Origin of the sequence: Nocardia sp. NPDC056100, from assembly GCF_042266325.1 — a bacterium.
Taxonomy (GTDB): domain Bacteria; phylum Actinomycetota; class Actinomycetes; order Mycobacteriales; family Mycobacteriaceae; genus Nocardia.
In genome coordinates this window covers 776,501-802,338 of record NZ_JBHJVY010000003.1, presented here as the reverse complement: position 1 = coordinate 802,338, position 25,838 = coordinate 776,501, and the positions used below count along the sequence as shown (strand labels likewise).

Sequence of the window (25,838 nt, the reverse complement as noted above, 5' to 3'; positions counted from 1 at the left end):
GGAGGACTCTGCGACAGCACACGGGTGAACAGCACGACGGCGATTCTCAACGCCGTTCCTCGAGAAACCCTGTGAACCCCCTCGAGGTCGCCTGGCGAACCCCGCCACACCGGCATGACAGAACCGACACCCCGGCGAAACATTCCCACCGGAACCCACCGCGAAATCAGGGCGGCGGCGCGCGATCAGAGCAGCGAATCCAGGAAGGCGCGCGGCAGTTCAGGGGCGTCGGGACTGCCGATATCCACCAGCGGGAGCTGGGTGCGCATGGTGCGCAGGATATTGCGCACGCCGAGGCCCGCGTCCAGGAAGGGCCGGGTCCAGCCGAGCGGGGCGAACCGCACCACCACCGGGGTCAGCACCGCGATGGACTCCCCCACCCAGCCCGATGCGGACAGGCATTCGGTGAGCAGCAGGGCGGCATCCATTTCCGCGCGCGGGCGGTTCTTCTCGCGAATGCGGGCGTGCAGGGCGCGGGCGCGTTTGACGGCCGTGTCATCGGTGCCCAGCGGGGCCAGGTCATCGGCGGGGCCGCGATCGTCGCCGCGGTAGTGGCGGTAGAGCAGTGCTCGGACGGTGGCGAATTCCTCGGCCTCGGCGGCCAGGGCGGCCGCACCGGACAGATGCCGGACCGGGCGGGTCATCGGGTCGGTGACCAGGCCCGCGGTGAGTTGATCCGGCGGCAGGCCGAGGCGGAAGCGCTCGGCCCTGATATGGGCGGCGAGGCGATTGAGCTTGCGATCCAGGGCGATTCGCGCGCCCTCATCGAGTCTGGCGGTGGCGGTGTCCAGATCGCCGTGCACCGCCTTCACGCGGGCACCGATGACGAAGGTGCTGATCAGGAAGTCGACCGGCCCCACGTGGGTGGCGAGTTGATAACTCTGGTCCAGCAGGCGTTCGGCGCTGTCGAGATCATTGCGGCGATAGGCGAGCTCGCCGAGCAGGGCGGCGGCCACCCGCACCGGCTGCGAGTGCGGACCCGAGCGATCACGCGCGGTCTGCCAGGCCTGTTCGAAAAACGCCGTGGCGGAATCGATATCGAGTTGTTCGTAGGCGGCATCACCCTGACCGCAGAGACCGAAGACCGCACCCAGCGGATCCGCGGACAGTGCGTGATACGGCGCGGCCCACTCCTGCATGCGGCGCGCGCCGTCGAAATCGAATTCGCAGAGCCGCACGAAGGAGGCCAGATTCGCGGCGGTGGAGACCGTCCAGGGCGGCAGTTCCTCCGCCAGCCGCAGACTGTCGGCGAGTTTGTCCAGGACGCCGTCGGTGCGATCGCGCGCCACCTGATCGGCGGCATCGAGCACGGCCGCCTGACAGCGCTGATTCACCGCCTCGGCATCGGTGGGCGAACTGCGCGCCAGCATGCTGGACAGGCGGCCCAGCGCGGTGCGGGCCGCGCCGGACTGTTGCAGATTCACATTCGCCCGGGCCAGCGCCATCAACAGCTTGCTGCGCGAAGTCACCTGCTGCACAGGCAGTTTCGATACCGTCCCGAACAGCGTGGCCAGCCGGGAGCGGTCGATCAGATCCATGCCGCCGTTCTCGATGAGATCCAGGGCGAACTTGAAATCGGTGGCGGCCAAAGCGTGATCCACCGACTGCCGCAGCAACTGATGCTCGGCAAACCAGCGGGAAGCCTTGCGGTGCAACGCTTTGACCTGTCCAGGCTGGGCGCGTTCCAGTCGCGCCCGCAGATGTTCGGCCACCATCGGCTGCATGCGATACCAGGACGAGTCATCGGACAGCCGGTGCACGAACAACTCTCGCTGCTCGGCCTGATCCAGTAGCGCACCGGCCTCGGCGCTGCCGCTCAGCGCCTCGGCGAGCGAGGCGTTCACCCGCTCCGGCACGGCGATGGCGGACAGGAAGTCGAGCATGGCCGGTTCCAGGCTGTCGAGCACATTCTCGGCGAGGTATTCGCGAATCGCCTTGCTGTCACCGGATATTCGAGTGATCAGCTGATCGGCGTCCGCCCCGGCGGCCCGCAGGGACAGGCTCGCCAGCTGGATGGCGGCGGGCCAGCCGTCGGTGGCGGCGTAGATCTGCTCGACCTGACGGTCGGTGAGTTGCAGCCCGGTGCGGTCGACGAGAATCTGCCGCGTCTCCGCCTCGGTGAGTTTCAGTTGATCGCAATCGATTTCGACGAGTTCATCGGCGACCTGCATGCGGCTCAACGGCAATCCGGAGCGCTCGCGGCTGGTGATCACGAAACGCAGATGGTGACAGCCGTTGTCGAGCAGATTGTCCATCACCCGGTGCGCGCCGGTATCGGTCACCCGATGCCAATCGTCCACCACCACGACAATGGTGTTCCCGCCCGCGTGCACCTCGTCTATCAGCGCGGACACCGCGTACGGCACCGCCTCGGCGGGCCGCTCCTCCAGCACCTGCTCCAGTCCGGCCCCGAGTTCGGGCCGCACCCTGCGAATGGCCGCGATGATGTGCGCGAGCAGCCACACCTCGTTGTCGTCGTATCGGTCGATGGCGATCCAGGCCACCGACACCCCGCGATCGGTGAGTTCGGCGCACCATTGCGCGGCCAGCGTGCTCTTGCCGAATCCCGCCGGACCGTGAATGACCGCGAGCCGTCGCCTGCCGCCCGCCCGCAGCGGTTCCAGCAGCCGCGGCCGCGCCACCGGTTCGCGCGCGGGCGTCGGCGGCCGGAATTTCGTTGCGGCCGTTGGCGGTAGCGTATGCCCGCTCGGCGTAACGGACCCGCCCACCGGTGTGAAGGTCCCGCTCGGGGTGCTCGGCGGGCGCAGGGTCAGCGAGCGGTTGCGCGGTGAGTTCATCACCGTGCGCTGGCGCGAATACTGTTCGGTGGCTTCGGAATCCGCCTCGTCACCGGCGCTGTCCAGCAGCGCCATCTCATCGGGCACCTGCCCGTGCCCGGTCTGCACCGTGCGCAGCAGATCACCGAATTCCACCGCCGACTCCGGGCGATCGCGCGGATCCGGGGACATGGCGGCCTCGATGGCCGCGGCCACATCCGGCGGAATCTCCTGTTCCCGCAGATCCGGCAGCGGGGCGCTGGTGATGCGCAGGAACTGCGCGACGATCTTCTCCCCCGCCTGCCGCTCATAGGCGGCATGCCCGGTCAGCAGTGCGAACAGGGTGGAGCCGAGGCCGTACACATCCGAGCGCACGGTGGGCTCGTCACCGCGCAGCACCTCGGGGGCGGTGAACGCGGGCGATCCGGTGATCAAACTGGTGGAGGTGCGGAAACCACCCGGAATCCGGGCGATGCCGAAATCGGTGAGCTGCGGTTCGCCGTATCGGCTCAGCAGCACATTGGCGGGCTTCACATCCCGGTGCAGCACCTGCGCGCGGTGCGCGGTCTCGATCGCGCCCGCCAGCTTCACCCCGACCCGCAGGGAATCCGACCAGGTCAGCGGACCGTTATCGCGGACGAGCTGCTCCAGCGAACCGTGCGTGGCATACGGCATCACAATGTACGGCCGCCCGCTCGCGGTCACGTCCACCTGGAGGATGTCGACGATATTCGGATGCCCGGAGAGCCGCCCCATGGCGTGCTCCTCGCGCAGGAAGCGCTCGCGGCTCTCATCGTCGATCTCGGTGGAGAGCACCTTCACCGCGACGACCCGATCGAGTACGCGCTGCGTGCAGCGGAAAACCACCCCGAAGCCGCCGCGGCCGACCTCCTCGGCATCGATCAGTCCCATGGCCTCGAGCTCATCGGTGATGCTCACGGGAACATATGCCTGCGTGGCCGTTTCGGGCCGAGTAGAGTCGCTCCGGGAGCCTCCCGGGCGCGGCTGTGGTTCCATCTCTACCCCACCTCGCACTGGACGAGCGCGCACCGAATCTACGGGCGATACCGGTGTTCTACCCGCGCATATTCAAACGTAGCGCGCTGGGCACGTATGTGTGCGGAATTCGGCACAGCACCGGGGTTCCGCGCGCACCGAAATCCGGTACGACCGCCCCGAAATCCACGGGATGCCGAACGTTGGCCGCGCCCGGCCCGAACCTCGCCTCGCCATACCCGGATATCGCTTCGGACGATACGAACGTCACCCCGGCTCGACAGGGCATCGATACGACAGGACCCGGGCCGTGGCGACGACCCGGGTCCTGTCCGTACCCGCTATCGCGCCGAGGTTATCCGAACCCTCAGCGCGACAGGCGTTTTCGTACTTCTCGCTTACTTGCGCAGCGAGGCCGGAACCTCGAAACGCTCACCGAACTTGGCGGCCAGCTCATCGGCGCGAGCCACGAAGCCGGCGGTGCCGCCCGGGTAGCCCACGATGAACTGGTGCACGCCACCGGTCCAGGCCGGGTAGCCGATACCGAAGATCGAGCCGATGTTGGCGTCGGCGGTGGTGGTCAGCACACCCTCGTCGAAGCACTTCTGGGTCTCGATGGCCTCGATGAACAGCATGCGGTCCTTCAGGTCCTGCAGCGAAACGCCCTCGGGCAGTTCACGCTTGGAACCGAAGGCCTCACGCAGGCCCTCCCAGATGCCGGCGGTCTTGCCGTCGACATAGTTGTAGAAGCCCGCGCCGCCCAGCTTGCCCTTGCGGTCGAACTTGTCGATCATCGTGTCGATGACGTTGCCCGACGCGAGCGAGGCGGCCGAGATGACCTTGCCCTCGGCCTCGGCGGCGGCCTTGGTCTCCTTGAAGATCTTGTTCATGGTCTCGAAGTTGAGCTCATCGCTCAGCTTCAGCGGCGCGGCCGGGTAGCCCGCCTGCAGACCGGCCTGCTCGATGGTCGCGGGATCGATGTTCTCCTGCAGCATCATGATCGCTTCATTGATGAAGGTGCCGATCACGCGCGAGGTGAAGAAGCCGCGGCTGTCGTTGACCACGATCGGGGTCTTGCGGATCGCGAGGGTGTAGTCGTACACCCGGGCCAGCGCCTCGTCCGAGGTCTTCTCACCGCGGATGATCTCGACCAGCGGCATCTTGTCCACCGGGGAGAAGAAGTGGATGCCGATGAAGTCCTCGGCCCGCTTCACACCGTTGGCCAGCAGGGTGATCGGCAGCGTCGAGGTGTTCGAGCCCAGCAGGGCGTCGGCGTCGACGATGTCCTCGATCTCCTGGAAGACCGCGTTCTTCAGTTCCGGCTTCTCGAAGACGGCCTCGATGACGAAGTCGACACCGGCGAAGTCGGCCGCATCGGCGGTCGGGGTGATCTTCGCGAGCAGCGCCTTGGACTTCTCCTCGGTGGTCTTGCCACGCGAGAGCGCCTTCTCCTCGAGCTTCTCGGAGTAGTTCTTGCCGCGCTCGGCCGCCTCGATGGTGACGTCCTTCAGCACGACCTCGTAACCGGCCTTGGCGGAGACGTACGCGATACCCGCGCCCATCATGCCCGCGCCGACGACGCCGATCTTCTTGATCTCACGCTTGGGCACGTCCTTGGGACGCGAACCACCGTTGTTGATCGACTGCAGATCGAAGAAGAACGCCTGGATCATGTTCTTCGCGACCGGGCCGGTCAGCAGCGAGACGAAGTAGCGCGACTCGATCAGCGACGCGTTGTCGAAATCGACCTGCGCGCCCTCGACCGCGGCGGCCATGATGGCCTGCGGCGCCGGCATGTTCTGGCCCTTGAGCTGCTTGCGCAGGTTGGCCGGGAACGCCGGGAGGTTGGCGGCGAGCGCCGGGGTGGTCGGGGTGCCGCCCGGGATCTTGTAGCCCTTGACGTCCCAGGGCTGCACGCCCTTGTCCGGGTTGGCCTTGATCCACGCCTTCGCGGCGGGGACGAGCTCCTCGATCGAGCCGACGACCTCGTTGATCAGGCCGGTGGCCTTGGCCTTCTGCGGGTTGAACTTGTTGCCCTGCAGCAGCACACCCATCAGGCCGTTCGCGATGCCGAGCATGCGGGTGATGCGGGTGACGCCGCCACCGGCCGGGAGCAGGCCGAGGGAAACCTCGGGCAGGCCCAGCTGCACGCCCTTGACGTCCGCGGCGATGCGGTAGTGGGTGGCCAGGGTGATCTCCAGGCCGCCACCGAGGGCAGCGCCGTTGATCGCCGAGACGACGGGCTTGCCGAGCTGCTCCAGGCGACGCAGGTCACCCTTGATGCTGCCCAGCTCCTCCATGATGTCCGCCGCGTTCTCCGGGGTGGTCTTCATCATGTTCTTGAGGTCGCCGCCGGCGAAGAAGGTCTTCTTGCCGGAGGTGATGACGACACCGGTGATGTCGTCCTTCTCGGCCTCCAGGCGATCGACGGTCGCCTTCATGGAGTCCTTGTAGAGCTGGTTCATGGTGTTGGCGCCCTGGTTGGGGTCGTCCATGGTCAGCACGACGATGCCGTCGGCGTCCTTTTCCCAGCCGATCATGTTCTCAGTCATTGTCTTTGGTTCTCCTCGAGAAAAGTCGGTGGGCGTTAGACGCGCTCGATGATGGTGGCGACGCCCATGCCGCCGCCGATGCACAGGGTGATCAGGCCGTAGCGCGCGTTGCGACGGTGCAGCTCGTCGACAACGGTGCCGGTGATCATCGCGCCGGTGGCGCCCAGCGGGTGGCCCATCGCGATGGCGCCGCCGTTGACGTTCAGCTTCTCGTCCGGGATCGCCAGATCCTTCTGGAACTTGAGCACGACGGAGGCGAAGGCCTCGTTGATCTCGAAGATGTCGATATCGTCCGTGGTCAGGCCCGCCTTGGCGAGAGCCTTGAACGCGGCCGGGGTCGGGCCGGTCAGCATGATGGTGGCGTCGGCGCCGGAGGTGGCGGTGGCCACGACGCGGGCGCGCGCGGTCAGGCCGGAGGCCTTGCCGGCGTCCTCGTTGCCGACCAGCACCAGCGCGGCGCCGTCGACGATGCCCGAGGAGTTACCACCGTGGTGCACGTGGTTGATGGCCTCGACGTAGGTGTAGCGCTGCATGGCGACGGCGTCGAAACCGCCCATTTCGCCGATGCCGGCGAAGGCCGGGTTCAGCTTGCCCAGGTCGGCGGCGGTGGTGCCGGGACGCATGTGCTCGTCGTTGTCCAGCACGGTCAGGCCGTTGAGGTCCTTGACCGGTACGACGGAGTTGGCGAAGTAGCCGTTCTTCCAGGCGTTGGCGGCCAGATCCTGCGAGCGCACGGCGTAGGCGTCGACGTCATCGCGGGTGAAGCCCTCGATGGTGGCGATCAGGTCGGCCGAAATGCCCTGCGGGACAATGTAAGCCTCGTAGGAGGTCTTCGGGTCCATGAACATCGCGCCGCCGTCGGAGCCCATCGGCACGCGGGACATGGACTCGACGCCACCGGCGATGACCAGGTCATCGAAGCCGGAGCGGACCTTCTGGGCGGCCAGGTTGACGGCCTCGAGGCCGGAGGCGCAGAAGCGGTTGATCTGGATACCGCCGACGGTGTCAGGCAGGCCCGCGGTCAGCACGGTGGTGCGGGCGATATCCGCGCCCTGGTCACCGACGGGGGAAACAACACCCAGGATGATGTCCGAGATCCGATCCTCATCGAGGTTCGGGAAACGGTTCCGCAGCTCTTCGACCAGACCGGTGGTCAGATCGATCGGCTTGACCGAGTGCAGCGACCCCTTCTTGTTGCGGCCGCGCGGGGTGCGGATGGCCTCGTAAATGTAGGCCTCTGTGGTCATATCGGAGTTTTCCTTCCGTAATGTGCGCCGACACCGCGTTGTGCGGGGCGGCCGCGGGTAGCCTCGCCGATCGACTTGTTCGGGCGACCGTCTGACGCTGTACAAACAGCCTCAGAGGCGGACCGACGCGCTCTCTGGCAACCCGTACGCCTGGGCATACCTTAGAACCTCGCCGAACCGATACTCACGGCCACCCGATCATAGTACCGCCCGATGCGAACTCCGGTTAACTTAATGCGTCTCACAGGGCAACTGTCAACCCTCCAGCGGAGTCGCCCCCAGTTCCGACCGCAACAGTTCCAAGGCCACATCATCAGGGTCGCGACGCTCCTCGGCGGGGATCGGCACGGCGGCGGCCGCCAGCAGCTCGCGCTCCTCCTCGTCCGTAGTAGCAGGTGGGACGCCGTCATAACCTACTGGTGAGTAGTCCGACGGCCCCGGGTCGTCCGGATAGTCCGGCCCGTCAGGCAGCGGAATATCGTCCTCCGGAGGTGCGTTCCGCACCCCCGCGCCACCGTTGCCGCCGCGGGCCTGCGCACCCGCCGCGGCGGTCCCAGCGCCCCCGGCCGCCGCACCCGAACCGCCCTGCGCCGAGCCGCCGAAGCCCGAACCGCCCGCTGCCGCATCACCCGCTGTGCCGGGGGCCACACCGTCACCCGCCGTGCCGGGCGCGGTCGCCGGACTCCCCCACGCCGCCGGGGCGGCGACCGTGGTGGCCGCACTCGCCGTGGCGGCCTTGGCCTGGCTCGGCCGCGAGAACTTGGCCGCGGCCTTCTTCGGCGCGGCTCCCGCACCCGCCGCCGGTCCCTTACCCGCTCCGCCGGCACTCGCCTGCGGAGCGGCGGGCGCGGCCCCGCTCCCCACTTCCCACTTCACGTCATGCTCACGCCCCAGCACGGCCTTGACCGCCGACCGCACCGCATCCAGATTGGCGGGCTGCGACAACCGCTGCGCCAGCGGCGCATGCTGATGCGCGAAGACAATCGTCCCGCCCTCGAGCCGCGATACCGAAGCCCCGGACAGCAGCGCCTGCACCGCCGCCCCGAACTCCCGCACCTTGGCCCGAATATCAGCCCACGCCGCCTCGATCTCCCGCAACACATCCTCGGACGAGTCACCCCCGGCCACCGGCGCGACGGGTTCACTCACAGCGGCAACCGGCTCGGGCTCGGGGATCAACTCGGGCTCGGCGGCCTGATCAGGTACTGAAACAACCTCGGCCGCAACAGGTTCCGGCTCGGCCATCGGAGCGGCGACCTCAGCCGGAGCCTGCGGATCGACCTCCGCCTCGGAGTCCGCCACGAGTTGCGCGACGACCTCGGAAGCGGTTGCCACATCAACGGATTGCGCCGCGAACGCGAACGCGGGCGTCAGTTCATCGGCCGAGTCGCCATCGGGCTCATCCATGCCGAGTGCCATCTGATCCGGATCGATTTCCGGTTCGGTCGCTTCGGGTTCGGCCGCAGCCAGCTGCGCACTGCCCACGGCACCGGCGGAATCCGCCGAACCTCCCTGCGCCGCAGCGGCTTCCGCGGCCCGAGCCGCCGCTTCCTTGGCGGCGGCAGCAGCGGCCAAATCCTCTTCCGCAACCAATCCGGGCAGCGGAATGTCGGCAGCGGACCCGTCCGGACCAGCGGCGATATCGGCAATGCCTGGCGCTGCAACGGTCTCCGTGGAGGACACAGGCGAAGCGGGTGTTTCCGCATCAGCCACCGGGCCGCGCACGGCATTCATCTCCGGCGGCCGAACCGCCGCAACGGGAGCCGAAGTCTGCTGGGCGGGAGCCGGTTCCGGTTGCACTACAGCCTGGGGCTGTGGAGACACGGCAGCCTGGGGCGGTTGCGGAGGTGGAGCGGCTTGCTGTTGCTGAGGCACGGGAGGGGTTGTGCCAGGGCGGTTTTCGCGCAGGGCCGCGAGGGCTTCCGCCCCGCGGCGGCGAGGGGCTCCGGTCGGCGGTGTGGACGGGGCGGACGCCGGGGAGGGGTCGGAGTCCGAAGCCGGGGCGGACCGTTCGGGGGCGGGGGCGGCCGGGGCCGATTGCGGGAGCGCGCCGCCCGCCATGCGGCGCTCGAGGGTTTCGAGGCGTTGCAGGGTGGCGGTTTCGGCGTCGGAGGCAGCGGGCAGGAGCATGCGGGCCGCGACCACCTCGAGTAGGAGGCGGGGGGCGGTTGCGCCGCGCATATCGCCGAGGCCCTCGTGCAGGAGTTCGGCGTGGCGGGCGAGGGTGGCGGGGCCGAGGCGGGCGGCCTGGTCCCGCATGCGGGCGAGGACATCGCCGGGGCCGGTGACCAGGTTGCGTTCGGTGGCGTCGGGGACCGCGCGCAGCAGGATGAGGTCGCGGAGGCGTTCGAGCAGATCGGTGGCGAAGCGGCGGGGGTCGTGGCCCGCTTCGACGACGCGGTCGATGGTGCCGAACAGGGACGCCCCGTCGGAGTTCGCCAGGGCGTCGACGGCATCGTCGATCAGGGCCACGTCGGTGACGCCGAGGAGGGAGACCGCGCGGGGATAGGTGACGCCCTCGGGGCCAGCGCCCGCGAGCAGCTGGTCCAGCACCGAGAGGCTGTCGCGAGGTGAGCCGCCGCCCGCGCGAATCACCAAGGGGTACACGGATTCTTCGACTTCCACATGCTCCTGCTCGCAGATCTTGCCGAGCAGGCCGCGCATGGTGGCGGGCGGGAGCAGCCGGAACGGATAGTGGTGGGTGCGGGACCGAATGGTCGGCAGCACCTTCTCCGGTTCGGTGGTGGCGAAGACGAAGATCAGGTGGGCGGGCGGCTCTTCGACGATCTTGAGTAGCGCGTTGAAGCCCGCGGTGGTCACCATGTGCGCCTCGTCGACGATGAAGACGCGGTAGCGGGATTCGGCGGGCGCGTAGAAGGCGCGGTCGCGCAGTTCGCGGGTGTCGTCGACGCCACCGTGGCTCGCGGCGTCGAGTTCGATCACATCGAGGTTGCCGGAGCCGCCGGGCCCGAGCGCGACGCAGGACGAGCAGACCCCGCACGGCGTGGAGGTCGGACCCTCCACACAGTTCAGCGAGCGCGCGAGGATGCGCGCGGACGAGGTCTTGCCGCAACCGCGCGGGCCGGAGAACAGATACGCGTGACTGATCCGCCCGGTGTCCAGGGCGATACTCAGGGGATCGGTGACGTGCTCCTGCCCCACCACTTCAGCGAACGTTGCCGGTCGGTACTTCCGGTACAGAGCCACGGCCCACAGGTTACCGAGTACCCCTGACATCGAGCGATTCGCTGCCCGCGCGGCCGCCCATGCGTCGCGTTCCAGCACTCCGGCGCGTCAAACTGTGGGTTATGTCACATCCATTCTGGATGCCCGTTCGATACCGACCGGACTGAACTCGATTCTGCTGTGACCCGTGAGCAAATTCTTGGCGTGGGTGTCCAGGGACGATAGCCGGACACCGGCTCCGCCCAAGATCGCCATTTACGGATGAGTGTTCGGTTTCATCCACGCAGACCGGACATAACGATCCAGTGAACCGATGCAGCAAGATCGCAATCGTTTGGCTACCGTGGACATCGGCAACTTCGGTAGCCAAACCTTCATCAGGTTGGTGGCCCCGGCCGGTCCCTCATCCCGACCGGGGCACAACCAAATCTCATCGGAGGATCTCCCAAGTGCCGTCGCACGACGACATCGCCCACGCCTGGCTCTCCAGCACCGAATTCGCCGGTGATCTCGCCGCGGTCGGACTGCTCAGTCGAGCCATCAGCCCGCAGGACTACGACATCAAGCGCGATTCGCTACCGGTGTCGGCAGCCGCGGATCCGGCCACCGCGGGCGCGATTCTGGAACTGCTGCAGCGCGGTCAGGTACCGACGCTGGCGGCCATTCAAACCCTCATCGTGCAGAACGATATGCGCGCCGAGGCCGAGCGCATCGAACGCCTGGGCCGCCGTGCCCAGCGCAGTGTCGACGATTTCGGCCGGGTGCTGGCCAAGCTCACCGACGAATACTGGACCGCGCACGGCACCGGGCCGACGCGCCGGGACATTCTGCTGTCCGAGCCGGTGTTCGCGCTGATTCGCGATCGCGTCGGCGATATCCCGCCGACCGCGGTGAAGCATCTGTGGTTGATCGAGCGGGCGCAGCGCGCGGGCTGGATCGCCTACAACGCGACGCCCCGATCCCTGTGTGCCGGAAGGCGTTTCCATGCCGCCCGGTTCGGTAATCGGGTGTCGCTGCGGCCGGTGAACGCCATCGGCACACTGGTGGCGGCGTATCTGCGCGATCAGCTGGCCGAGAACGAGCGGCCGCCACGCTGGTCGGTGCTCGCCTATGAGCTGCGCGATGATCGCGGCCGGCGCGTGTTCAACGACACAGCCGATGCCCGGGCACAGCAGCAGTGGCTCACCACCGCCGAGTGGATGGCACTGACGGATGACCTGCCCGTGCCGGGACCGCGTGGAATGCGGGCATTGTCGCGCAAGAACAAAGAGCGCCGCGCCTGATCGCTGTTACATGCACGTATCCAAGTCCTCATTTTCGTAACAGCGCCGAAACGTGAGGATTCGGTAACTTCCGTGCAACGCGATTTCGCGCGGAAGGAGTTTGTTCATGAACATCGATCCGGCGGCTACCGCCTGGCTGCTCGCGGCCACGGCGATGGTGCTGCTCATGACGCCCGGCCTGGCTATTTTCTACGGCGGCATGGTGCGCTCCAGCGGTGTGCTCAACATGCTCATGATGAGTTTCATCTCGATTCCGCTGGTCACGGTGGTGTGGCTGGTGGCGGGGTACAGCCTGGCGTTCGGTGATGACGCGGGTGGCGGACTCATCGGAAATCTCGGTCATTTCGGACTTTCCGGAATTGATCCCACGACTGTGCACGCGGGCAGCGGAATTCCGGAACTGCTGTTCGTCACCTTCCAGCTGACATTCGCGATTCTCACCGTGGCACTGGTCAGCGGCGCGATCGCGGACCGCGCGAAATTCTCCGCGTGGATGATCTTCGTTCCGATCTGGGCGCTCATTGTGTACGCCCCCATCGCGCACTGGGTGTGGACGCCGAACGGCTGGCTGGCCTCGTTCGGCACCATGGATTACGCGGGCGGCCTGGTCGTCGAGATCGCCTCGGGCGCTTCGGCACTCGCGCTGGCGATCGTGCTCGGCCCGCGCGTGGGCTTCAAGGTCGATGCCATGCGGCCGCACAATCTGCCGTTCGTGCTGCTCGGCGCGGGCCTGCTGTGGTTCGGCTGGTTCGGCTTCAATGCCGGTTCGGCCTTGGGCGCCAATGCGACCGCCGCGGCGGTGTTCCTGAATACGCTGGTGGCGGGCTGCCTGGGCATGCTGGGCTGGCTGATCGTGGAGCAGGTGCGCGATGGCCGTCCGACCACGTTCGGTGCGGCGTCGGGCGCGGTGGCCGGTCTGGTCGCCATCACCCCGTCCTGCGGTTCGGTGAACACCATGGGCGCGCTCATCGTGGGTCTGGTCGCGGGTTCGGTGTGTTCGTTCGCGGTGGGCTGGAAGTTCAAGGGCGGCTATGACGATTCGCTCGATGTGGTTGGCGTGCACTTCGTCGGCGGCATCGTGGGCACCCTGCTCATCGGTTTCCTGGCGAACCGGGCGATGACGGGTGAGAACGGTCCGGAGGGGCTGCTCTACGGCGGCGGGCTCGCACAGCTGGGCAAGCAGTTGGTGGGCGTGCTCGCGGTGGCGGCGTTCGCGTTCGGGGTGTCGTTCGCACTGGGCAAGGTGATCGATCGGACCATCGGTTTCCGGGTGAGCCGCGAGGAGGAGATCTCCGGTATCGACTTCGCGCTGCACGCCGAGACCGCGTACGCCGAGGGCGTGAACGGGCACGGTCATCAGATCAAGCGGGACGGGCCGTTCGGGCACTGAGTCGATAACCATGAAAATGGCCGGGGCAGCGAATCATTCGCCGCCCCGGCCATTTTCGTGTGGTCAGTTGACCTTGTTCAGTGCCGCAGCGAAGGTGTTGCACTGCGCGGTGCGGTTCTTGTCGTAGCCCATTTCGAACCACGCGCCGCCGTTCTGCGAGGTGCCGTGATCGCGCATATCGCCGGGGGCGTCGCCGCGGTGGTACATATCGTTGCGGGCGACGCCGATCTGCGCATTGCTCAGTGCGCCACCGCTATTCGACGAGGACAGGAACATACCGTCGAAGCAGTTGGCCTGGAGTTCGGTGCGGCGGGACAACTCGAGGCCGGTATCGCTGCGCGCGCCCGCGTCCCGGCGCTGCTGATGCACCTTGCCGAGGATGCCGGATTCGGCCTGGACGTGATGTCCGTACTCGTGCGCGAACACCGACAGGTAGACCACCCAGTTGTTTTTGTAGATATCGGTCTGCAACTGGCTGATCGGCATGTAGATGGTCTTGTCGGCCGAGCAGTAGAAGGCGGCGAAATTGCTGCTGTTGCCGGTGCACAGCGTGGTGATGCCGCTGGTGGTGGCCGAGACGTTCAGTTTCGGCGGTTCGAACGGCAGCTTGATATCGGTGAAGAGGGGTTTCCACGCTTCGGCGAGACAGTCCGCGGCCGTTTGGAAGAAGGTGCGCGCGACGTCGACGTCGGTGCTCCACGGCGTGTACGCGCAGTTCTCCGGCAGCAGGGTGAGGCTGTCATCGGTGACGAGCGGATTGTCCGAGGTCTTGGCGACGCCCGCGTTCTCACTGCCCGGATCGTTGCTGTACCCGGTCTGCACCTTGTCGCCGGTTCCCAAGGCGCTCAACCCGGTTCGGATGGCGGTGCGCAGCACAACGGTGCTGACCAGCAGAATCAGAATGACGACCAGCGTGCCCCAGCGACGGCGGCGCGGTGGAGCCGGACGCTGGACCGCCTGCATCCCGGTCTGGGTATGCGCGGCGGGCGGCGGCATCGGCGGGCGATATGCGGGCTGCCGCGGCTGCGCGAAGGTGGGCGCGGGCCCGGAGCCCTGCGGCGATGAGAAACCCTGCCGCTGTGGATAACTCGGCTGCTGTGGATAACCCGTGCGCGGCTGCGCCGGAATCCCTCCCGGCGGTGCGGAGGGGTGCGGCGGCTGCACCGGATAGCCGCCCGGGCGCGAGGGATACCCGCCCGGCCCACCGGGGTACCCACCCGGCTGACCTGGATAGCCGCCGGGCTGGGCCGGATTCCCACTGGGTCGCGGGGGCTGCCCGCCGGGTTGTGCGGGATGCTGTGGACGGCCGCCGGGCCGCTGGGGATAACCGCCGGGCGGTGGCGAATTGCCTTGCCGCGGTTGTCCGGGCGGCTGCTGGGGGCGGCGCGGATCGGGTTCGGGCGGCCAGCCGCCGTGGTTATTCGGTCCGTAGCCGGACGGTGGGCGAGTCATACCCCCGCACCCCCTCGTTCTCACCGATAACCGACAGCCGCTGAGGAAGAATAGCAAGCTGGCTAGAGTGACCATCCATGCAGATTTTTCGGGGCGGCGTCCTCGTGGCGCTGCTGCTCGCGCTGGCGGGCGTGGCAGCCCCGGCCGCCCAGGCGCAGCAGCCCGACGGTGTGAAGATCACCGCGGATGTGGATCTGGGCGATGACGGCCTGCTCCGGGTGACCGAAACCGTGGAAGTGCCCGCCGGCAACGAGTTCCGGCAGGTGCTGCCGCTGCGGGTGCAGGTCACCGAGGCCATTCAGCGCACCTTCCAGGTGAGCGATATCCAGGCCACCGGTGACGGTGAGGCGACCGTCGCGGACGACCGTTTCACCATCGACGCCCGGTCCGGCACGGTGACGTTCAAGTACACGGTGCACAACACCGTCGCCGATTCCGCCGGGGCGCAGACGTTCCGGTGGACCGGGGTGCTCAATACCGATGTGGCGTCCATCAGCGTGGTGGTGACGAGTCCCGATTTCCGGATGGGCGTCACCAAGTGCACCATCGGCCCGCCCGGTAAGCCGGAGGACTGCGCGGATATCCGCGTCGAACCGGACGGCGTCGCGCATCTGGACAAGACGGATCTGCGCAAGGGCGATGTCATCGATGTGACCCTGCAGATCCCGCCCGGCACGGTGAAACCGAATGCCGATATCCAGGACGATGATTCACCCGGTCCGTTCTCCATCACCGGCCCGGTGCTGGCGGCGTTCGGGGCGCTGCTGGCGGCGCTGGCGGCGGCCGCCGGATATGTGGTGTGGGCGCGCAGGCAGCAGCCGAGCGCGCAGGTGCTCGATCCGCTGGAGCGCCAGGGCGATCACATGCGGTTCACCTCCCCCGACGGCATCCTGCCCGGCACCGCCGGTCTGCTGATCGACGGCTATGTCGACGCCCCCGATATGGCGGCGACGGTGGTGGATCTGGCTGTGCGCAGCTATATCTGGATCGCGGCGATCGGTGAATCCGATTGGCGGATCAGCCGGATGAACCCGATCGACGACCAGCTCACCGGTTATGAACGCGCGGTCTACGAGACATTCCTGCCCGAGGGCACCGATGCGGTCATGGTGTCGACGCTGCGCGACAGGGTGAACGCGCGGGCGGTCCGCCGCACCCTCATCGACGAGGCCACCGCGCAGGGCAGTTTCATCGACCGCTCGCGCCGCGGCTTCGAATTCTGGCTCGGCGCAACGCTGGTGGTGGCCGGTGCCGTCACCACCCTCGCCCTGGCGCTGGGTCCCGGTCATGCCCTGATCGGTGTCGCATTGATCCTGGGTGGCGTGGCGGCCCTGCTGCTCCCCCGCTACCTACCGTCCCGCACCGCCCTCGGCCGGGAGCTGGCTGGCCGCGTCCAAGCCATGCTGCGCAGCCTGGATGCCGTTGTGCCGCAGAATATTCCGGCACCCGACCGCGAAATGATCTTCTCCCGGGCGCTGCCGTTCATGGTGGCGGGCCGCCGCACCGATCAGTGGGTGCGCACCTTCCGCGATCTGAACCCGACGGATGACGGCACCCCCGGCCTCTACTGGTTCGGCGGTTTCGAATCCGATCACGATCTCTACCGTTTCGCGGCCCACTTCCCGTACTGCATAACCGAATTGGAGAAGCTCTTCACCGAGAGCTGAGGCCCGTCACGCTCCCGAATGAACGGCGAGCGCGCGCCGGGCGTAGGCGCGGACGTCGGCGTCGGAGTCGTCCAGGGCGATGTTCAGGGCATCGCGGGCGGCGGTGGATTCGGGCCAGCTGCTGAGCGTCAGCACGGCCGCCTTGCGGATATCCGGATGGATATCGGCCAGCGCCAGGCTCAACGGTTCGGCGGCTAGGTCCGCGCCGACGGCCGGGAGCCCGCGCGCCGCGCCTTCGCGCACCTGCCAGGCCGAATCCTTCAGGGCGACAGTCAGAGTCGAGATGTCATCGGCATTGCCGAGCCGGGCCAGTGCGGTCAGGGCTGCGGCCCGGACGAGCGGATCGCGGTCGGCGAGCAGGGCGCGAACCGCTTCCAAGCCGCCGATGCCGATGGTGGCCAAACCCTTGGCGGCGACAATGCGAACCTCACGGTTCTCGTCATGGGCGGCGGTGGCCAGCGTGGACCAATCATCCAGTGACACCAGACCGTTGATCGCCTCGATGCGAACTCGATGATCGGGGTCGACGGCGGCCTTGGCGAATAGTTCCACCGAACCGGCGCGCAGGGCGCGCAGCAGATCGACCACGGTCGCGCGGACCGCCGGGTCCGGGGAATCGGCATGCTCGGCGAGGGTGCCGCCACTGCGCTCGGGCAGGATTTCGACGAGTTCCCGCAGTCCGGCGACGGCATTGCCGCGTACCGCCGAGTCGGAGTCGGCCAGCGCCGCGATGAGTGGCGCGTCGAAGCCGTCCGGGGTGCCCTCGGTGAGCACCGAGAGGGCGGTGGCGCGCACCTGGGGATCTGGATCGGCGAGGAAGGATTCGAGTTCTTCGACGGTGGGGCCGTCCAGGCTCAGCAGGAGTGCGATACGCGGGGCGACAGGGGCTTTCGCTGGGGTCACCGCGTCGGGAGCCGTGCCAGGCGTGATCGGCGCGGTGGCCAGGTTCGGCGGGCTGCCGATCAGGGCGGGCTGTTGCACCGGAATGACGGTGGGGTCGTCGGTGGGCAGATCGTCCAGGCCGGGAACCGGGACGAAATACGGTGCGACGGGGCGCTTCAGGAATTCCATCTCGCCGTCGTCCGCCTTGCGGAGGTTGAGGTGGTAGCGCCATTCGACGTCATCGCGCTCGGGGAGGTCGGCGCGTTCGTGGTAGAGGCCCCAGCGGGATTCGGTGCGGGTCAGCGAGGAGCGGGCGGCCATCTCCGCGCAGTCGCGAATGAAGGTCACCTCGGCGCAGCGCATCAGCTCGTGCGGGGTCTGCGCGCCCATGGCGGCGATATCGTCCAGCATCCGGTCGAAGGTCTCGATGGCGAGGGAGAGTTTGGTGGCCGTCTTCGGCGGGGCCACATAGTCATTGACGAAGCGGCGCAGTTTGTACTCGACCTGCTGCTGCGGCGGGCCTTCGGGATTGCGCAGCGGGCGGTAGACGAGTTCGTGTGCGGCGGCCAGCTGGTCGGCGGGCAGTTCGGCGGGGGCCGGGGTGTCGGCGAGGGTGCTCGCCGCGTGCGAACCCGCGAGGTCGCCGTAGACGAACGCCCCGATCATGTAGTTGTGCGGTACGCAGGCCAGATCACCGGCGGCGTAGAGGCCGGGGACGGTGGTGCGGGCGTTCTCGTCGACCCACACGCCCGAGGCGGAATGTCCACTGCACAAACCGATTTCGGAGATGTGCATCTCGATATCGTGGGTGCGGTAGTCGTGTCCGCGATTGGCGTGGAAGGTGCCGCGGGTGGGCCGCTCGGTGGTGTGCAGGATGCCTTCGAGCGCGTCCAGGGTTTCGGTCGGCAGATGCGAGACCTTGAGATAGATGGGCCCGCGCGCGGATTCGATCTCCCGCTTGACCTCGGACATCATCTGACCGGACCAGTAATCGGAGTCTACGAAGCGCTCACCGAGGGCGTTGACCTGGTAGCCGCCGAACGGATTCGCGACGTACGCGCAGGCCGGTCCGTTGTAATCCTTGATGAGCGGGTTGATCTGGAAGCATTCGATACCGGAGAGCTCCGCGCCCGCGTGGTAGGCCATGGCGTAGCCGTCGCCCGCGTTGGTGGGGTTCTCGTAGGTGCCGTAGAGGTAGCCGGAGGCGGGCAGTCCGAGGCGTCCGGCCGGACCGGTCGCCAGGATAACGGCTTTCGCGGCGACGGCGACGAATTCGCCCGTGCGCGTGTTCAATGCGGCCGCGCCGACCGCGCGCCCGTTCTCGGTGAGCACGCGCACCGGCATGAGCCGGTTCTCGATCTGGATCTTCTCGCGCATCTTGCGTTGCCGCAGTACGCGATACAGCGCCTTCTTGACATCCTTGCCCTCGGGCATGGGCAGCACGTACGACCCGGAGCGGTGCACGCGGCGGACCGCGTATTCACCGTAGGCGTCCTTCTCGAATTTCACGCCGTAGCGTTCGAGCCGCTGCACCATGGCGAAGCCGCGGGTGGCGGTCTGATAGATGGTGCGCTGGTTGACGATTCCGTCATTCGCCCGGGTGATCTCGGCGACGTAGTCCTCGGGTTCGGCCTTGCCCGGGATGACGGCGTTGTTGACGCCGTCCATGCCCATGGCGAGCGCACCGGAGTGCCGCACGTGTGCCTTCTCCATGAGCAGCACGTTCGCGCCCTGTTCGGCGGCGGTGAGTGCGGCCATGGTGCCCGCGGTGCCGCCGCCGATGACCAGGACGTCGCAGTCGAGCCGGGTGGTCGCGGCGAGGTCGGGAATCTCCATCAGGCACACCAACATTCGTGAGGGGATCGGTCGGGGTCGCCGTCAGAGCGCGGCGAGATCGCCCGAATGATCCAGGGCGGTAATGATTTCGGCGCGCAACGCGGTGCGGTCCACACCGAGTTCGCGCGGTTGCGGCACATCCAGCAGGGCGCGCAGGGGTGCTCCGGCGCGGCCCAGGACCGCGACGCGGTCACCCAGCAGCAGCGCCTCGTCCACATCGTGGGTGACGAAGACCAGGGTGGTGGGGTGGGTGCGCCAGGTGTCGATCAGCAGGCGCTGCATGGTGGCGCGGGTCTGTGAGTCGAGCGCGCCGAAGGGTTCGTCCATGAGCACCGAGCGGGGCGCACCGGCCAGGCCGCGCGCGAGCTGAACGCGCTGTCGCATACCGCCGGACAGGCTCTTGGGCAGGAAGTCGGCGAATCCGGTGAGACCGATCTCCTCGATCCACTTCTCCGCCAGCGCCTTCCGGCCCGCGCGGGGTTCCCCGCGCAGTTTCAGCGCGAGCTCGATATTGGATCGCACCGTGCGCCAGGGCAATAGCGCGTTGTCCTGGAAGACGACGGCGCGATCCCGATTCGTTCCGGTGACCGGTGTCCCGTCGGCGAGCACCTGCCCGGCATCGGGTCGCAGCAGTCCGGCGAGGGCGCGCAGCACGGTGGATTTACCGCAGCCGGACGGCCCCGTGAGAATCAGGATCTCGCCCGGCCGGACCTCCAGGGACAGGTCCCGGATCACCGGCGCACCGGTGTAGGACAGGTCGATTCCCTCCACCCGCAGACTCATACCGCTGGTCATTTGGTCACCTCCGGTACCCGCGGCAGCCAGTGCGTGACCCGCCGTCCGATGAGTTCGACGGCGGCGGAGGTGCCATACCCCAGCACGCCGATGGTGATGATGCCGACGAACACGCCCGGGTAGTCGACGATGGTGTACGCCTGCCAGGTGCGGTACCCCACACCGAGGCGGCCGGAGATCATCTCCGCGGAGACCACGCAGATCCAGGACACCCCGATGCCGACGGACAACCCGCTGAAGACGCCGGGCAGGCTGCCGGGCAATACGACTCGCAGCAGCACATCCCAGCGGCTGCCGCCGAGCGTGCGCACCGAGTCCTCCCAGATGGTCGGCAGCGCGCGCACCGCGTGCCGGGTGGAGACCATGACCGGGAAGAACGCGGCCAGGAAGGTGATGAATACGATCCCGGCCTCGTCATCCGGGAAGAGCAGAATCGCCACGGGCACAACGGCGATGGCCGGAATCGGCCGGGCCAGTTCGGTGAGCGGTCCGATGGTGTCCGCGATCCAGCGCGAACGCCCCAGCGCCACACCGAGTGTCACGCCGAACACCGCCGCGAGCCCGAATCCGGTGAGGATGCGGATCAGCGACTGCCCGAGGTCGAGATAGTAGGTATCGGTCCCCAGCTGCTTGTGGAATGCCCGCACGATCTCGGTGACGGTCGGCAGCGTATCGAACCGCACCCAGAGCCGAATGTTATTGGCGGTCAGGAACTGCCAGGCCCCGATGGCCACGAGCACCGAGAGAAGCTTGACCAGGCGGGAGGTCCACACCACCCGGATCGCCCGCCCCGCGCGAGCGTTCCCCACCTCGTCATCCCGGCGTGTTTGTGGCCGGGATCCACCGTTTTCGCTCGAGTCGCCGTGGATCCCGGCCAAAAGCGTGCCGGGATGACGGGGGGATGTCTGGCCCGAGGCGGAGGTGGCGGCCTGCGAGGTCATTGCCGGACCTCGGTGATGGCCTGGTCGTAGCTCACGACCGCGCCCGAGGGGTGCTGGGTCAGGTAGCGCTGGGCCGCGGCGGGGGTGGTGAAGGGCAGGTAGGTGTCGCCGTCGCGAACCCAGATGGCCTTGTCGGCGAACCAGCGGGTGCCGAGCTCGGCGTCGGGGACGTAGGCGGCGCGGACCGTTTTGCCCTGTGCGCGAGCCTGTTTGATGGCGCGCAGCAGGCTGGTCGGGTCGGCGGCGGGCTGGGTGGTGTCGGAATCGGTGAACCAGATCTCACCGGCCAGGGCCGGGTTGTCGGCGGGGCGGTTGGTGAGCGGATCGGTGCCGGTCACAGGTGCGGGATTGGCGTTATTACCCAGTGCTGCATCGTAGTTCGCACCGTTCTCCTGGAAGGCCTTGCGCAGTGCGGTGTCGTCGACGAACTTGTCGATATCGAGGTCGGCGAAGTCACCGATCGACTTCAGGTACGGCACATCGGCTTTGAAGGCGTCGAGCAGTTTCGGCTTCAGCGTGGTGTCGAAGGAGGTTCCGCCCGGCCCGTTGTAGAGGTACACGACCTCCTGAGGCAGGCCGCTGCCCTGGGCGACGAGCTCGGCCGCTTCCAGGGGCTGCTTGTGGATGAAATCGGTCGCGTCCAGTTGTGCGCGCAGGAAGGCATCGAGCACCTCCGGGTGCTGTTTCGCGTAGTCGCGACGGGCCACCACGCCGTGGAAGGTCGGGACGTTCAGCTCCGCACCGTCGTAGAGGAGCTTGGCCTTGTTCTGGAATACCAGCAGTCCGGGCCAGGCCACGAACTGCGACAGCGCCGCCACCTGACCGGATTCCAGTGCGGAGGAACCGATCTGGGGCTGCTGGTTGAGCACCTCGACCCCGGTCTTGGGATCGATGTGCGCGCGGGTCAGCGCCTGCACCAGGGTGCCGTGCCCGGCGGAGCCGACGCTGGCCGACACCTTCTGCCCCGCGAGATCATTGATGGTCTGCGCCTTCGAATCCGGCGCGACCACAACCATATTCAGCGCACCCTTGGGGTTGTACCCGGTGATCGAGACCAGTTCGGTCTGGGACCGCTCATTGGCCTGCGTGCGCGAACCGTTGATCAGCAGCGGGTAATCGCCCATGGAGCCGATATCGATCTTCTCGGCCACCATCTGCGCGGTGATGGGCGCACCGGTGTCGTAGTCCTGCCATTCCACCGAATACTTGGGCCCGCCGTGCGCCGACAGGTCGTTGAGCCGCTGCTCCAGGAATCCCTTGGCCTTCAACAGGGTTCCGGCGGTGACGGTATTGATGGTCTTGGACTGGTAGCCGATGACGACCTTGACGGTATCGCCGTCACCGGAGGATTCCAGCGAGCAGCCGGACGCGGTGAGCGCGATGGCGGCGGCGACCGCGGCGGCGGCGAGACGGGCGATGCGGTGGTGCTTCATGCGTGGTCCTTCAGCGGAGCAGGTAGGGCATATTGACGGTGACGGCGCCGGTGGGACAGCGCGCGGCGCACGGGCCGCAGTACCAGCACTCGTCCACGTGCATGAAGGCCTTACCGTTTTCCGGGTTGATGGCCAGCGAGTCGAGCGGGCAGATCTCCACGCAGAGCGTGCAGCCCTGGATACACAGGGATTCGTCGATGGTGACGGGGACGTCGGCGCGCTGATTGACCAGTGCCATCAGGTCAGCCTCCAATCGGTGCGTTCGGGCGGCCGGGTGAGGCTGCCGCGCATGGTGATCCGGTCGCCGCGCATCCGGATGTATTCGAGGTCGACGGGGCGGCCGTCGTCGAGTTTGGTGAGGCGTTCCAGCAACAGCAGGGCGCCGCCCTCGGGCATTTGCAGGGTCGCTGCCGAATGGGTGTCGGCGGTAATGGCTTCCAGGGCCAGGTCGGCGGAGCCGAGCGGGCCGCCGCTGATCTGTTCGATGAGCGCGAACACGTCGTTCGTCTCCAGATCGCGGGTGATGACCTCATCGCCGATATCCGGGACGAGGTAGGTGAGATCGAGACTGAGAGGCAGATCACCGAACCAGCGCAGCCGCTCGATATATACGGCGGGTTCGCCCGGCGCGAGCCGCAATTTGCGGGCAACCGCCGGGGGCGGGGTGGTGCGGGTGGCGGCGCGCACCTCATTGCGCACGTCACCGTGGCCGCGCAGGGTTTCCTTCAACCCGAGCAGCGCGTCCAGCCCGTGGTCGTATTTGCGGCGTGCGACGTGCGTGCCGATCTTGGGCGCGCGCTCGATCAGCCCCTCATCCTTCAGGAGGGCGAGGGCGTCGCGCACGGTGTTGCGCGAGACCGTGAATTCGGCGGCCAGTTCCTGCTCGGTGGGCAGTGAATCCTCGATCGCCCCGGCGTGAATCTGCTGGCGCACGATATCGGCCACCTGGCGGGCTCGATCGGCCCGGCGGGCGGGGGTGCGCAGCGGTGTGGGTTCCGGCGTCACGTCATCTCCTTTCCGCCATTGACCAGCGGTTTCAGACTTTAACGGGGACGCCGGAGGGTACCGCTCGAGCGCTTCACGCCGCCCGGCATGGCCTGCGGATTTGCGCCGCCCGCGCATGCGCCCGGCCTGCCGCGATCCGCGCTCGGAGGGCTATTGCGCCACCCCGCTCCGACCAGCTGAGTCTTGTAATCACGGTGATCGGAATACCTGTGCTCGCGGGCGCGACGAGGTGGAGTGAGCAGGCACTCATTTCTCGAGATATGGGAGAACGGATTCCGTTCGCCCTGAGCGGGATGTTAACTTTGTACCCATGTCCGCCAATCGCACCGCTGCCGCACGGGTCACGTATGTGACCGTGGCGCTCGGTGTTCGGCTGCCTCGCCAACGCGAACTTTGTTGTCGCTGCTTCTAGGCAGCCGAGCTCTGATTCCCCGATCGGCCTCGAATCCTTCGTGATTCGCTCCCGGGTCCGGGCCTCCTCGCTGCACCGCTGAATCTCTTCATGTAGGCACTCGTCCCCCCTTTTCCGGGCCGGGACCGCGGCAAGGACTTCATATTATGACCAGCCCCACCCTTGAAAAACGTACCCACGGCACCGTCGCCACCGCTCGCCTGGCCCCGGCCCGCCCCGCGGTGCCGCCGGAGCTGCGCATTACCGACAACCCCGCCGCGGCCGTGCTGCGGGCCGCCGCACGCGGCCCGATCTTCCGCGATATCGCCGCGCAGAGCACGGGTTTGAGCATCGCGACCGTGAATCGCCAAGTGTCGGCGCTGCTTACGGCCGGACTGCTGCGTGAGCGCGCCGATCTGACCGCCTCCGGCGCGGTCGGCCGTCCCCGCGTCCCGTTCGAGGTGGATACCGATTCGTTCGTGACGCTCGGTGTGCACATCGGTTCCACGCTCACCCGCATCGTGGCAGCGGATCTGTCCGGCCGGATTCTGGGCGGGCTCGAAATCGCCACTCCCCAAACGGGTCAGGACGCGGCGCTGACCATAGTGGCCCGCAGTGCCAAGGCTTTCCTGGATCGACTGCCGCGCCGTCGTCCGCTGTGGACCGGTGTGGCGCTGGCCGGCCGGGTCGATCCGGCCGCCGGTGTGGTGGATCATCCGCGCCTGGGCTGGCAGGCCGCGCCGGTGGCGGCGGTGTTCAGCAGCGTGCTGGATCTGCCGGTGTCGGTGTCCGCGCACGTGGAGGCCATGGCCGCCGCGGAACTGCTGCTGGCCGGGCGCGAGCCGGGTGAGGGTCAGCGACCAGGTTCCAGCCTGTACATCTACGCGCGGGAAACCGCGGGTGTGGCTGTGACACTGCATGATCGGGTGCACACGCCCGCCAACGGCCCGGGTTCCATCGCGCATCTGCCGACCGGTTCGGACGCCGATTGCACCTGCGGCCGTAAGGGTTGCTTGGAGGCGACCATCGGTGAGCGCTTCTTCCTGGAGCGCGCGGTGCGCCGCGGCGTACTGCCCAAGCCGGAGGCGCCGCGCCGCCCGGTGATCACCGATCTGTACCGGGCCGCGGATTCGGGTTCGGCCGCGGCCAAGGATCTGCTGCTGGAGCGGGCCGAAATCCTCGGGCGCACAGCGGCTCTGGTGCGGGATATGTTCAACCCGGATCGAGTCGTGCTGGGCGGTCAGGCTTTCACCGGCTACCGCCCCGGAATGGAGCGGGTGGCACAGGCTTTCGCGGAGAGCACCACGCTCCCGGCGGCGGATCTGCGCATCAGCCGTTTCGGCGGCCGGGTGCAGGAGTTCGCGGCGGCGGTCACCTCGCTGAGCGTGTTCTACGCCGATCCGGTCTCGGCCATGCGCCGCGCCACCCGCACCGCTCGCTGACCCACCGACCCGAAAACGCCCGGCTGGATGGTCCCCAGCCGGGCGTTTTCCTTTGTCCCGCAAGCCCTTTCAGGCTCGCCCACGCCCGTCGGGCGGCGGCGGATCAGCGGAAGATGGTCATGTACCAGAGACCGTCGTTGCCCTGATCGCAGCGGTAGCGCCAGCCGTCCTCACCGCGCAGGTTGACGCCACCGGCCTGGAAGCTGCCGTTGGAACCGTCGGCGTCGCAGGCCTGCACGGAGCCGTAGCTGCCGTCGACCTGGAGCTCCTCGGCGTGCGCCACACCCGCGCCCAGTCCGGCGGCGGCGAGCGCGAGGGCGGTGACGGCGAGAGTCTTCTTCATGGGGGTTTTCCTATCGTTCGATGACCTCTGCACCACATTCAATAGGTCGCATCGTGACCATTTCATGACTGGCACAAGAGGTTTCGAAACATGGAAGAGCCGGGCCCGGACGGTCCACGGTCCGGGCCCGGCTCGACGACCACATCTGCGGGTTGGCCCTAGGGCGCAGATGCGGTTTTCCCGCGCCGCTCGCTCACGGAGTCCCCGTTCGCTCGCGAGC

The 25,838-nt window shown here is 67.7% G+C and carries 15 protein-coding genes and 1 pseudogene; 4 read left to right on the top strand and 12 right to left on the bottom strand.

Going from position 1 to position 25,838, the window contains the following annotated elements:
• Nucleotides 1-185: 185 nt before the first annotated feature.
• The 4 genes and pseudogenes from ACFC0O_RS25820 to ACFC0O_RS25805 all read right to left on the bottom strand — a co-directional run.
• Entirely contained in the window at nt 186-3,716 is a 3,531-nt protein-coding gene (locus ACFC0O_RS25820; RefSeq protein WP_375962038.1) for a protein kinase, read from the bottom strand.
• 455 nt (nt 3,717-4,171) lie between these two features.
• On the bottom strand, nt 4,172-6,325 hold the full coding sequence (locus tag ACFC0O_RS25815; protein ID WP_375962035.1) for a 3-hydroxyacyl-CoA dehydrogenase NAD-binding domain-containing protein: 2,154 nt from the start codon (nt 6,323-6,325) through the stop codon (nt 4,172-4,174).
• Nucleotides 6,326-6,360: 35 nt separating this feature from the next.
• Nucleotides 6,361-7,572 carry an acetyl-CoA C-acetyltransferase gene (locus ACFC0O_RS25810; protein WP_375962032.1) on the bottom strand — a complete coding sequence of 404 codons (1,212 nt, stop codon included), beginning with the start codon at nt 7,570-7,572 and terminating at the stop codon, nt 6,361-6,363.
• A gap of 1,614 nt (nt 7,573-9,186) precedes the next feature.
• Nucleotides 9,187-10,779 (bottom strand): annotated as a pseudogene (locus ACFC0O_RS25805) (DNA polymerase III subunit gamma and tau); the annotation flags it as partial.
• A 428-nt stretch (nt 10,780-11,207) separates the two neighbouring features.
• Between ACFC0O_RS25805 and ACFC0O_RS25800 the strand changes: the two are divergent.
• Nucleotides 11,208-12,041: a hypothetical protein gene (locus ACFC0O_RS25800; protein ID WP_364637342.1), complete on the top strand. Its 834-nt coding sequence runs from the start codon at nt 11,208-11,210 to the stop codon at nt 12,039-12,041.
• Between the two features lie 106 nt (nt 12,042-12,147).
• A complete protein-coding gene (locus ACFC0O_RS25795) occupies nt 12,148-13,431 on the top strand; it encodes an ammonium transporter (RefSeq protein ID WP_375962030.1) in 1,284 nt (427 codons plus the stop codon).
• Nucleotides 13,432-13,494: 63 nt separating this feature from the next.
• Here ACFC0O_RS25795 and ACFC0O_RS25790 read toward each other — a convergent pair whose 3' ends face one another.
• Complete coding sequence (locus tag ACFC0O_RS25790) at nt 13,495-14,883, bottom strand: neutral zinc metallopeptidase (RefSeq protein ID WP_375962028.1); 1,389 nt, start codon at nt 14,881-14,883, stop codon at nt 13,495-13,497.
• 77 nt (nt 14,884-14,960) lie between these two features.
• On the opposite strand from ACFC0O_RS25790, the gene ACFC0O_RS25785 reads away from it, so the two are divergent.
• Nucleotides 14,961-16,550, top strand: a complete 1,590-nt coding sequence (locus ACFC0O_RS25785) for a DUF2207 family protein (protein ID WP_375962025.1) — start codon at nt 14,961-14,963, stop codon at nt 16,548-16,550.
• A gap of 6 nt (nt 16,551-16,556) precedes the next feature.
• Here the strand turns inward: ACFC0O_RS25785 and ACFC0O_RS25780 are convergent, their stop codons facing one another.
• The 6 genes from ACFC0O_RS25780 to ACFC0O_RS25755 all read right to left on the bottom strand — a co-directional run bounded on the left by ACFC0O_RS25780 (nt 16,557) and on the right by ACFC0O_RS25755 (nt 23,442).
• Entirely contained in the window at nt 16,557-19,268 is a 2,712-nt protein-coding gene (locus tag ACFC0O_RS25780) for a fumarate reductase/succinate dehydrogenase flavoprotein subunit (protein ID WP_375962023.1), read from the bottom strand.
• 42 nt (nt 19,269-19,310) lie between these two features.
• On the bottom strand, nt 19,311-20,063 hold the full coding sequence (locus ACFC0O_RS25775) for an ABC transporter ATP-binding protein (RefSeq protein WP_375962021.1): 753 nt from the start codon (nt 20,061-20,063) through the stop codon (nt 19,311-19,313).
• Nucleotides 20,060-20,872 carry an ABC transporter permease gene (locus ACFC0O_RS25770; protein ID WP_375962019.1) on the bottom strand — a complete coding sequence of 271 codons (813 nt, stop codon included), beginning with the start codon at nt 20,870-20,872 and terminating at the stop codon, nt 20,060-20,062. Before ACFC0O_RS25770 ends, ACFC0O_RS25775 begins: the two co-directional genes overlap by 4 nt.
• A gap of 128 nt (nt 20,873-21,000) precedes the next feature.
• A complete protein-coding gene (locus ACFC0O_RS25765; RefSeq protein WP_375962016.1) occupies nt 21,001-22,437 on the bottom strand; it encodes an ABC transporter substrate-binding protein in 1,437 nt (478 codons plus the stop codon).
• 10 nt (nt 22,438-22,447) lie between these two features.
• The gene (locus tag ACFC0O_RS25760) at nt 22,448-22,675 is read right to left on the bottom strand and encodes a ferredoxin family protein (RefSeq protein ID WP_067574315.1); all 228 of its coding nucleotides are present in this window, start codon (nt 22,673-22,675) and stop codon (nt 22,448-22,450) included.
• Nucleotides 22,675-23,442 carry a GntR family transcriptional regulator gene (locus ACFC0O_RS25755; RefSeq protein ID WP_364637326.1) on the bottom strand — a complete coding sequence of 256 codons (768 nt, stop codon included), beginning with the start codon at nt 23,440-23,442 and terminating at the stop codon, nt 22,675-22,677. Before ACFC0O_RS25755 ends, ACFC0O_RS25760 begins: the two co-directional genes overlap by 1 nt.
• A 558-nt stretch (nt 23,443-24,000) precedes the next feature.
• Here ACFC0O_RS25755 and ACFC0O_RS25750 point away from each other — a divergent pair.
• Entirely contained in the window at nt 24,001-25,275 is a 1,275-nt protein-coding gene (locus ACFC0O_RS25750) for an ROK family protein (RefSeq protein WP_364637324.1), read from the top strand.
• Nucleotides 25,276-25,378: 103 nt separating this feature from the next.
• Here the strand turns inward: ACFC0O_RS25750 and ACFC0O_RS25745 are convergent, their stop codons facing one another.
• Nucleotides 25,379-25,618 (bottom strand): hypothetical protein, encoded by a 240-nt coding sequence (locus ACFC0O_RS25745; protein WP_364637322.1) that lies wholly within the window; start codon nt 25,616-25,618, stop codon nt 25,379-25,381.
• Nucleotides 25,619-25,838: the final 220 nt, after the last annotated feature.

What these genes read in the sequence shown, in the direction of transcription:
- ACFC0O_RS25815 (WP_375962035.1), bottom strand. Translation starts at nt 6,325, where the DNA reads ATGACTGAGAACATGATCGGCTGGGAAAAGGACGCCGACGGCATCGTC.
- ACFC0O_RS25810 (WP_375962032.1), bottom strand. Translation starts at nt 7,572, where the DNA reads ATGACCACAGAGGCCTACATTTACGAGGCCATCCGCACCCCGCGCGGC.
- ACFC0O_RS25795 (WP_375962030.1), top strand. Translation starts at nt 12,148, where the DNA reads ATGAACATCGATCCGGCGGCTACCGCCTGGCTGCTCGCGGCCACGGCG.
- ACFC0O_RS25790 (WP_375962028.1), bottom strand. Translation starts at nt 14,883, where the DNA reads ATGACTCGCCCACCGTCCGGCTACGGACCGAATAACCACGGCGGCTGG.
- ACFC0O_RS25785 (WP_375962025.1), top strand. Translation starts at nt 14,961, where the DNA reads ATGCAGATTTTTCGGGGCGGCGTCCTCGTGGCGCTGCTGCTCGCGCTG.
- ACFC0O_RS25780 (WP_375962023.1), bottom strand. Translation starts at nt 19,268, where the DNA reads ATGGAGATTCCCGACCTCGCCGCGACCACCCGGCTCGACTGCGACGTC.
- ACFC0O_RS25775 (WP_375962021.1), bottom strand. Translation starts at nt 20,063, where the DNA reads ATGACCAGCGGTATGAGTCTGCGGGTGGAGGGAATCGACCTGTCCTAC.
- ACFC0O_RS25765 (WP_375962016.1), bottom strand. Translation starts at nt 22,437, where the DNA reads ATGAAGCACCACCGCATCGCCCGTCTCGCCGCCGCCGCGGTCGCCGCC.
- ACFC0O_RS25760 (WP_067574315.1), bottom strand. Translation starts at nt 22,675, where the DNA reads ATGGCACTGGTCAATCAGCGCGCCGACGTCCCCGTCACCATCGACGAA.
- ACFC0O_RS25750 (WP_364637324.1), top strand. Translation starts at nt 24,001, where the DNA reads ATGACCAGCCCCACCCTTGAAAAACGTACCCACGGCACCGTCGCCACC.
- ACFC0O_RS25745 (WP_364637322.1), bottom strand. Translation starts at nt 25,618, where the DNA reads ATGAAGAAGACTCTCGCCGTCACCGCCCTCGCGCTCGCCGCCGCCGGA.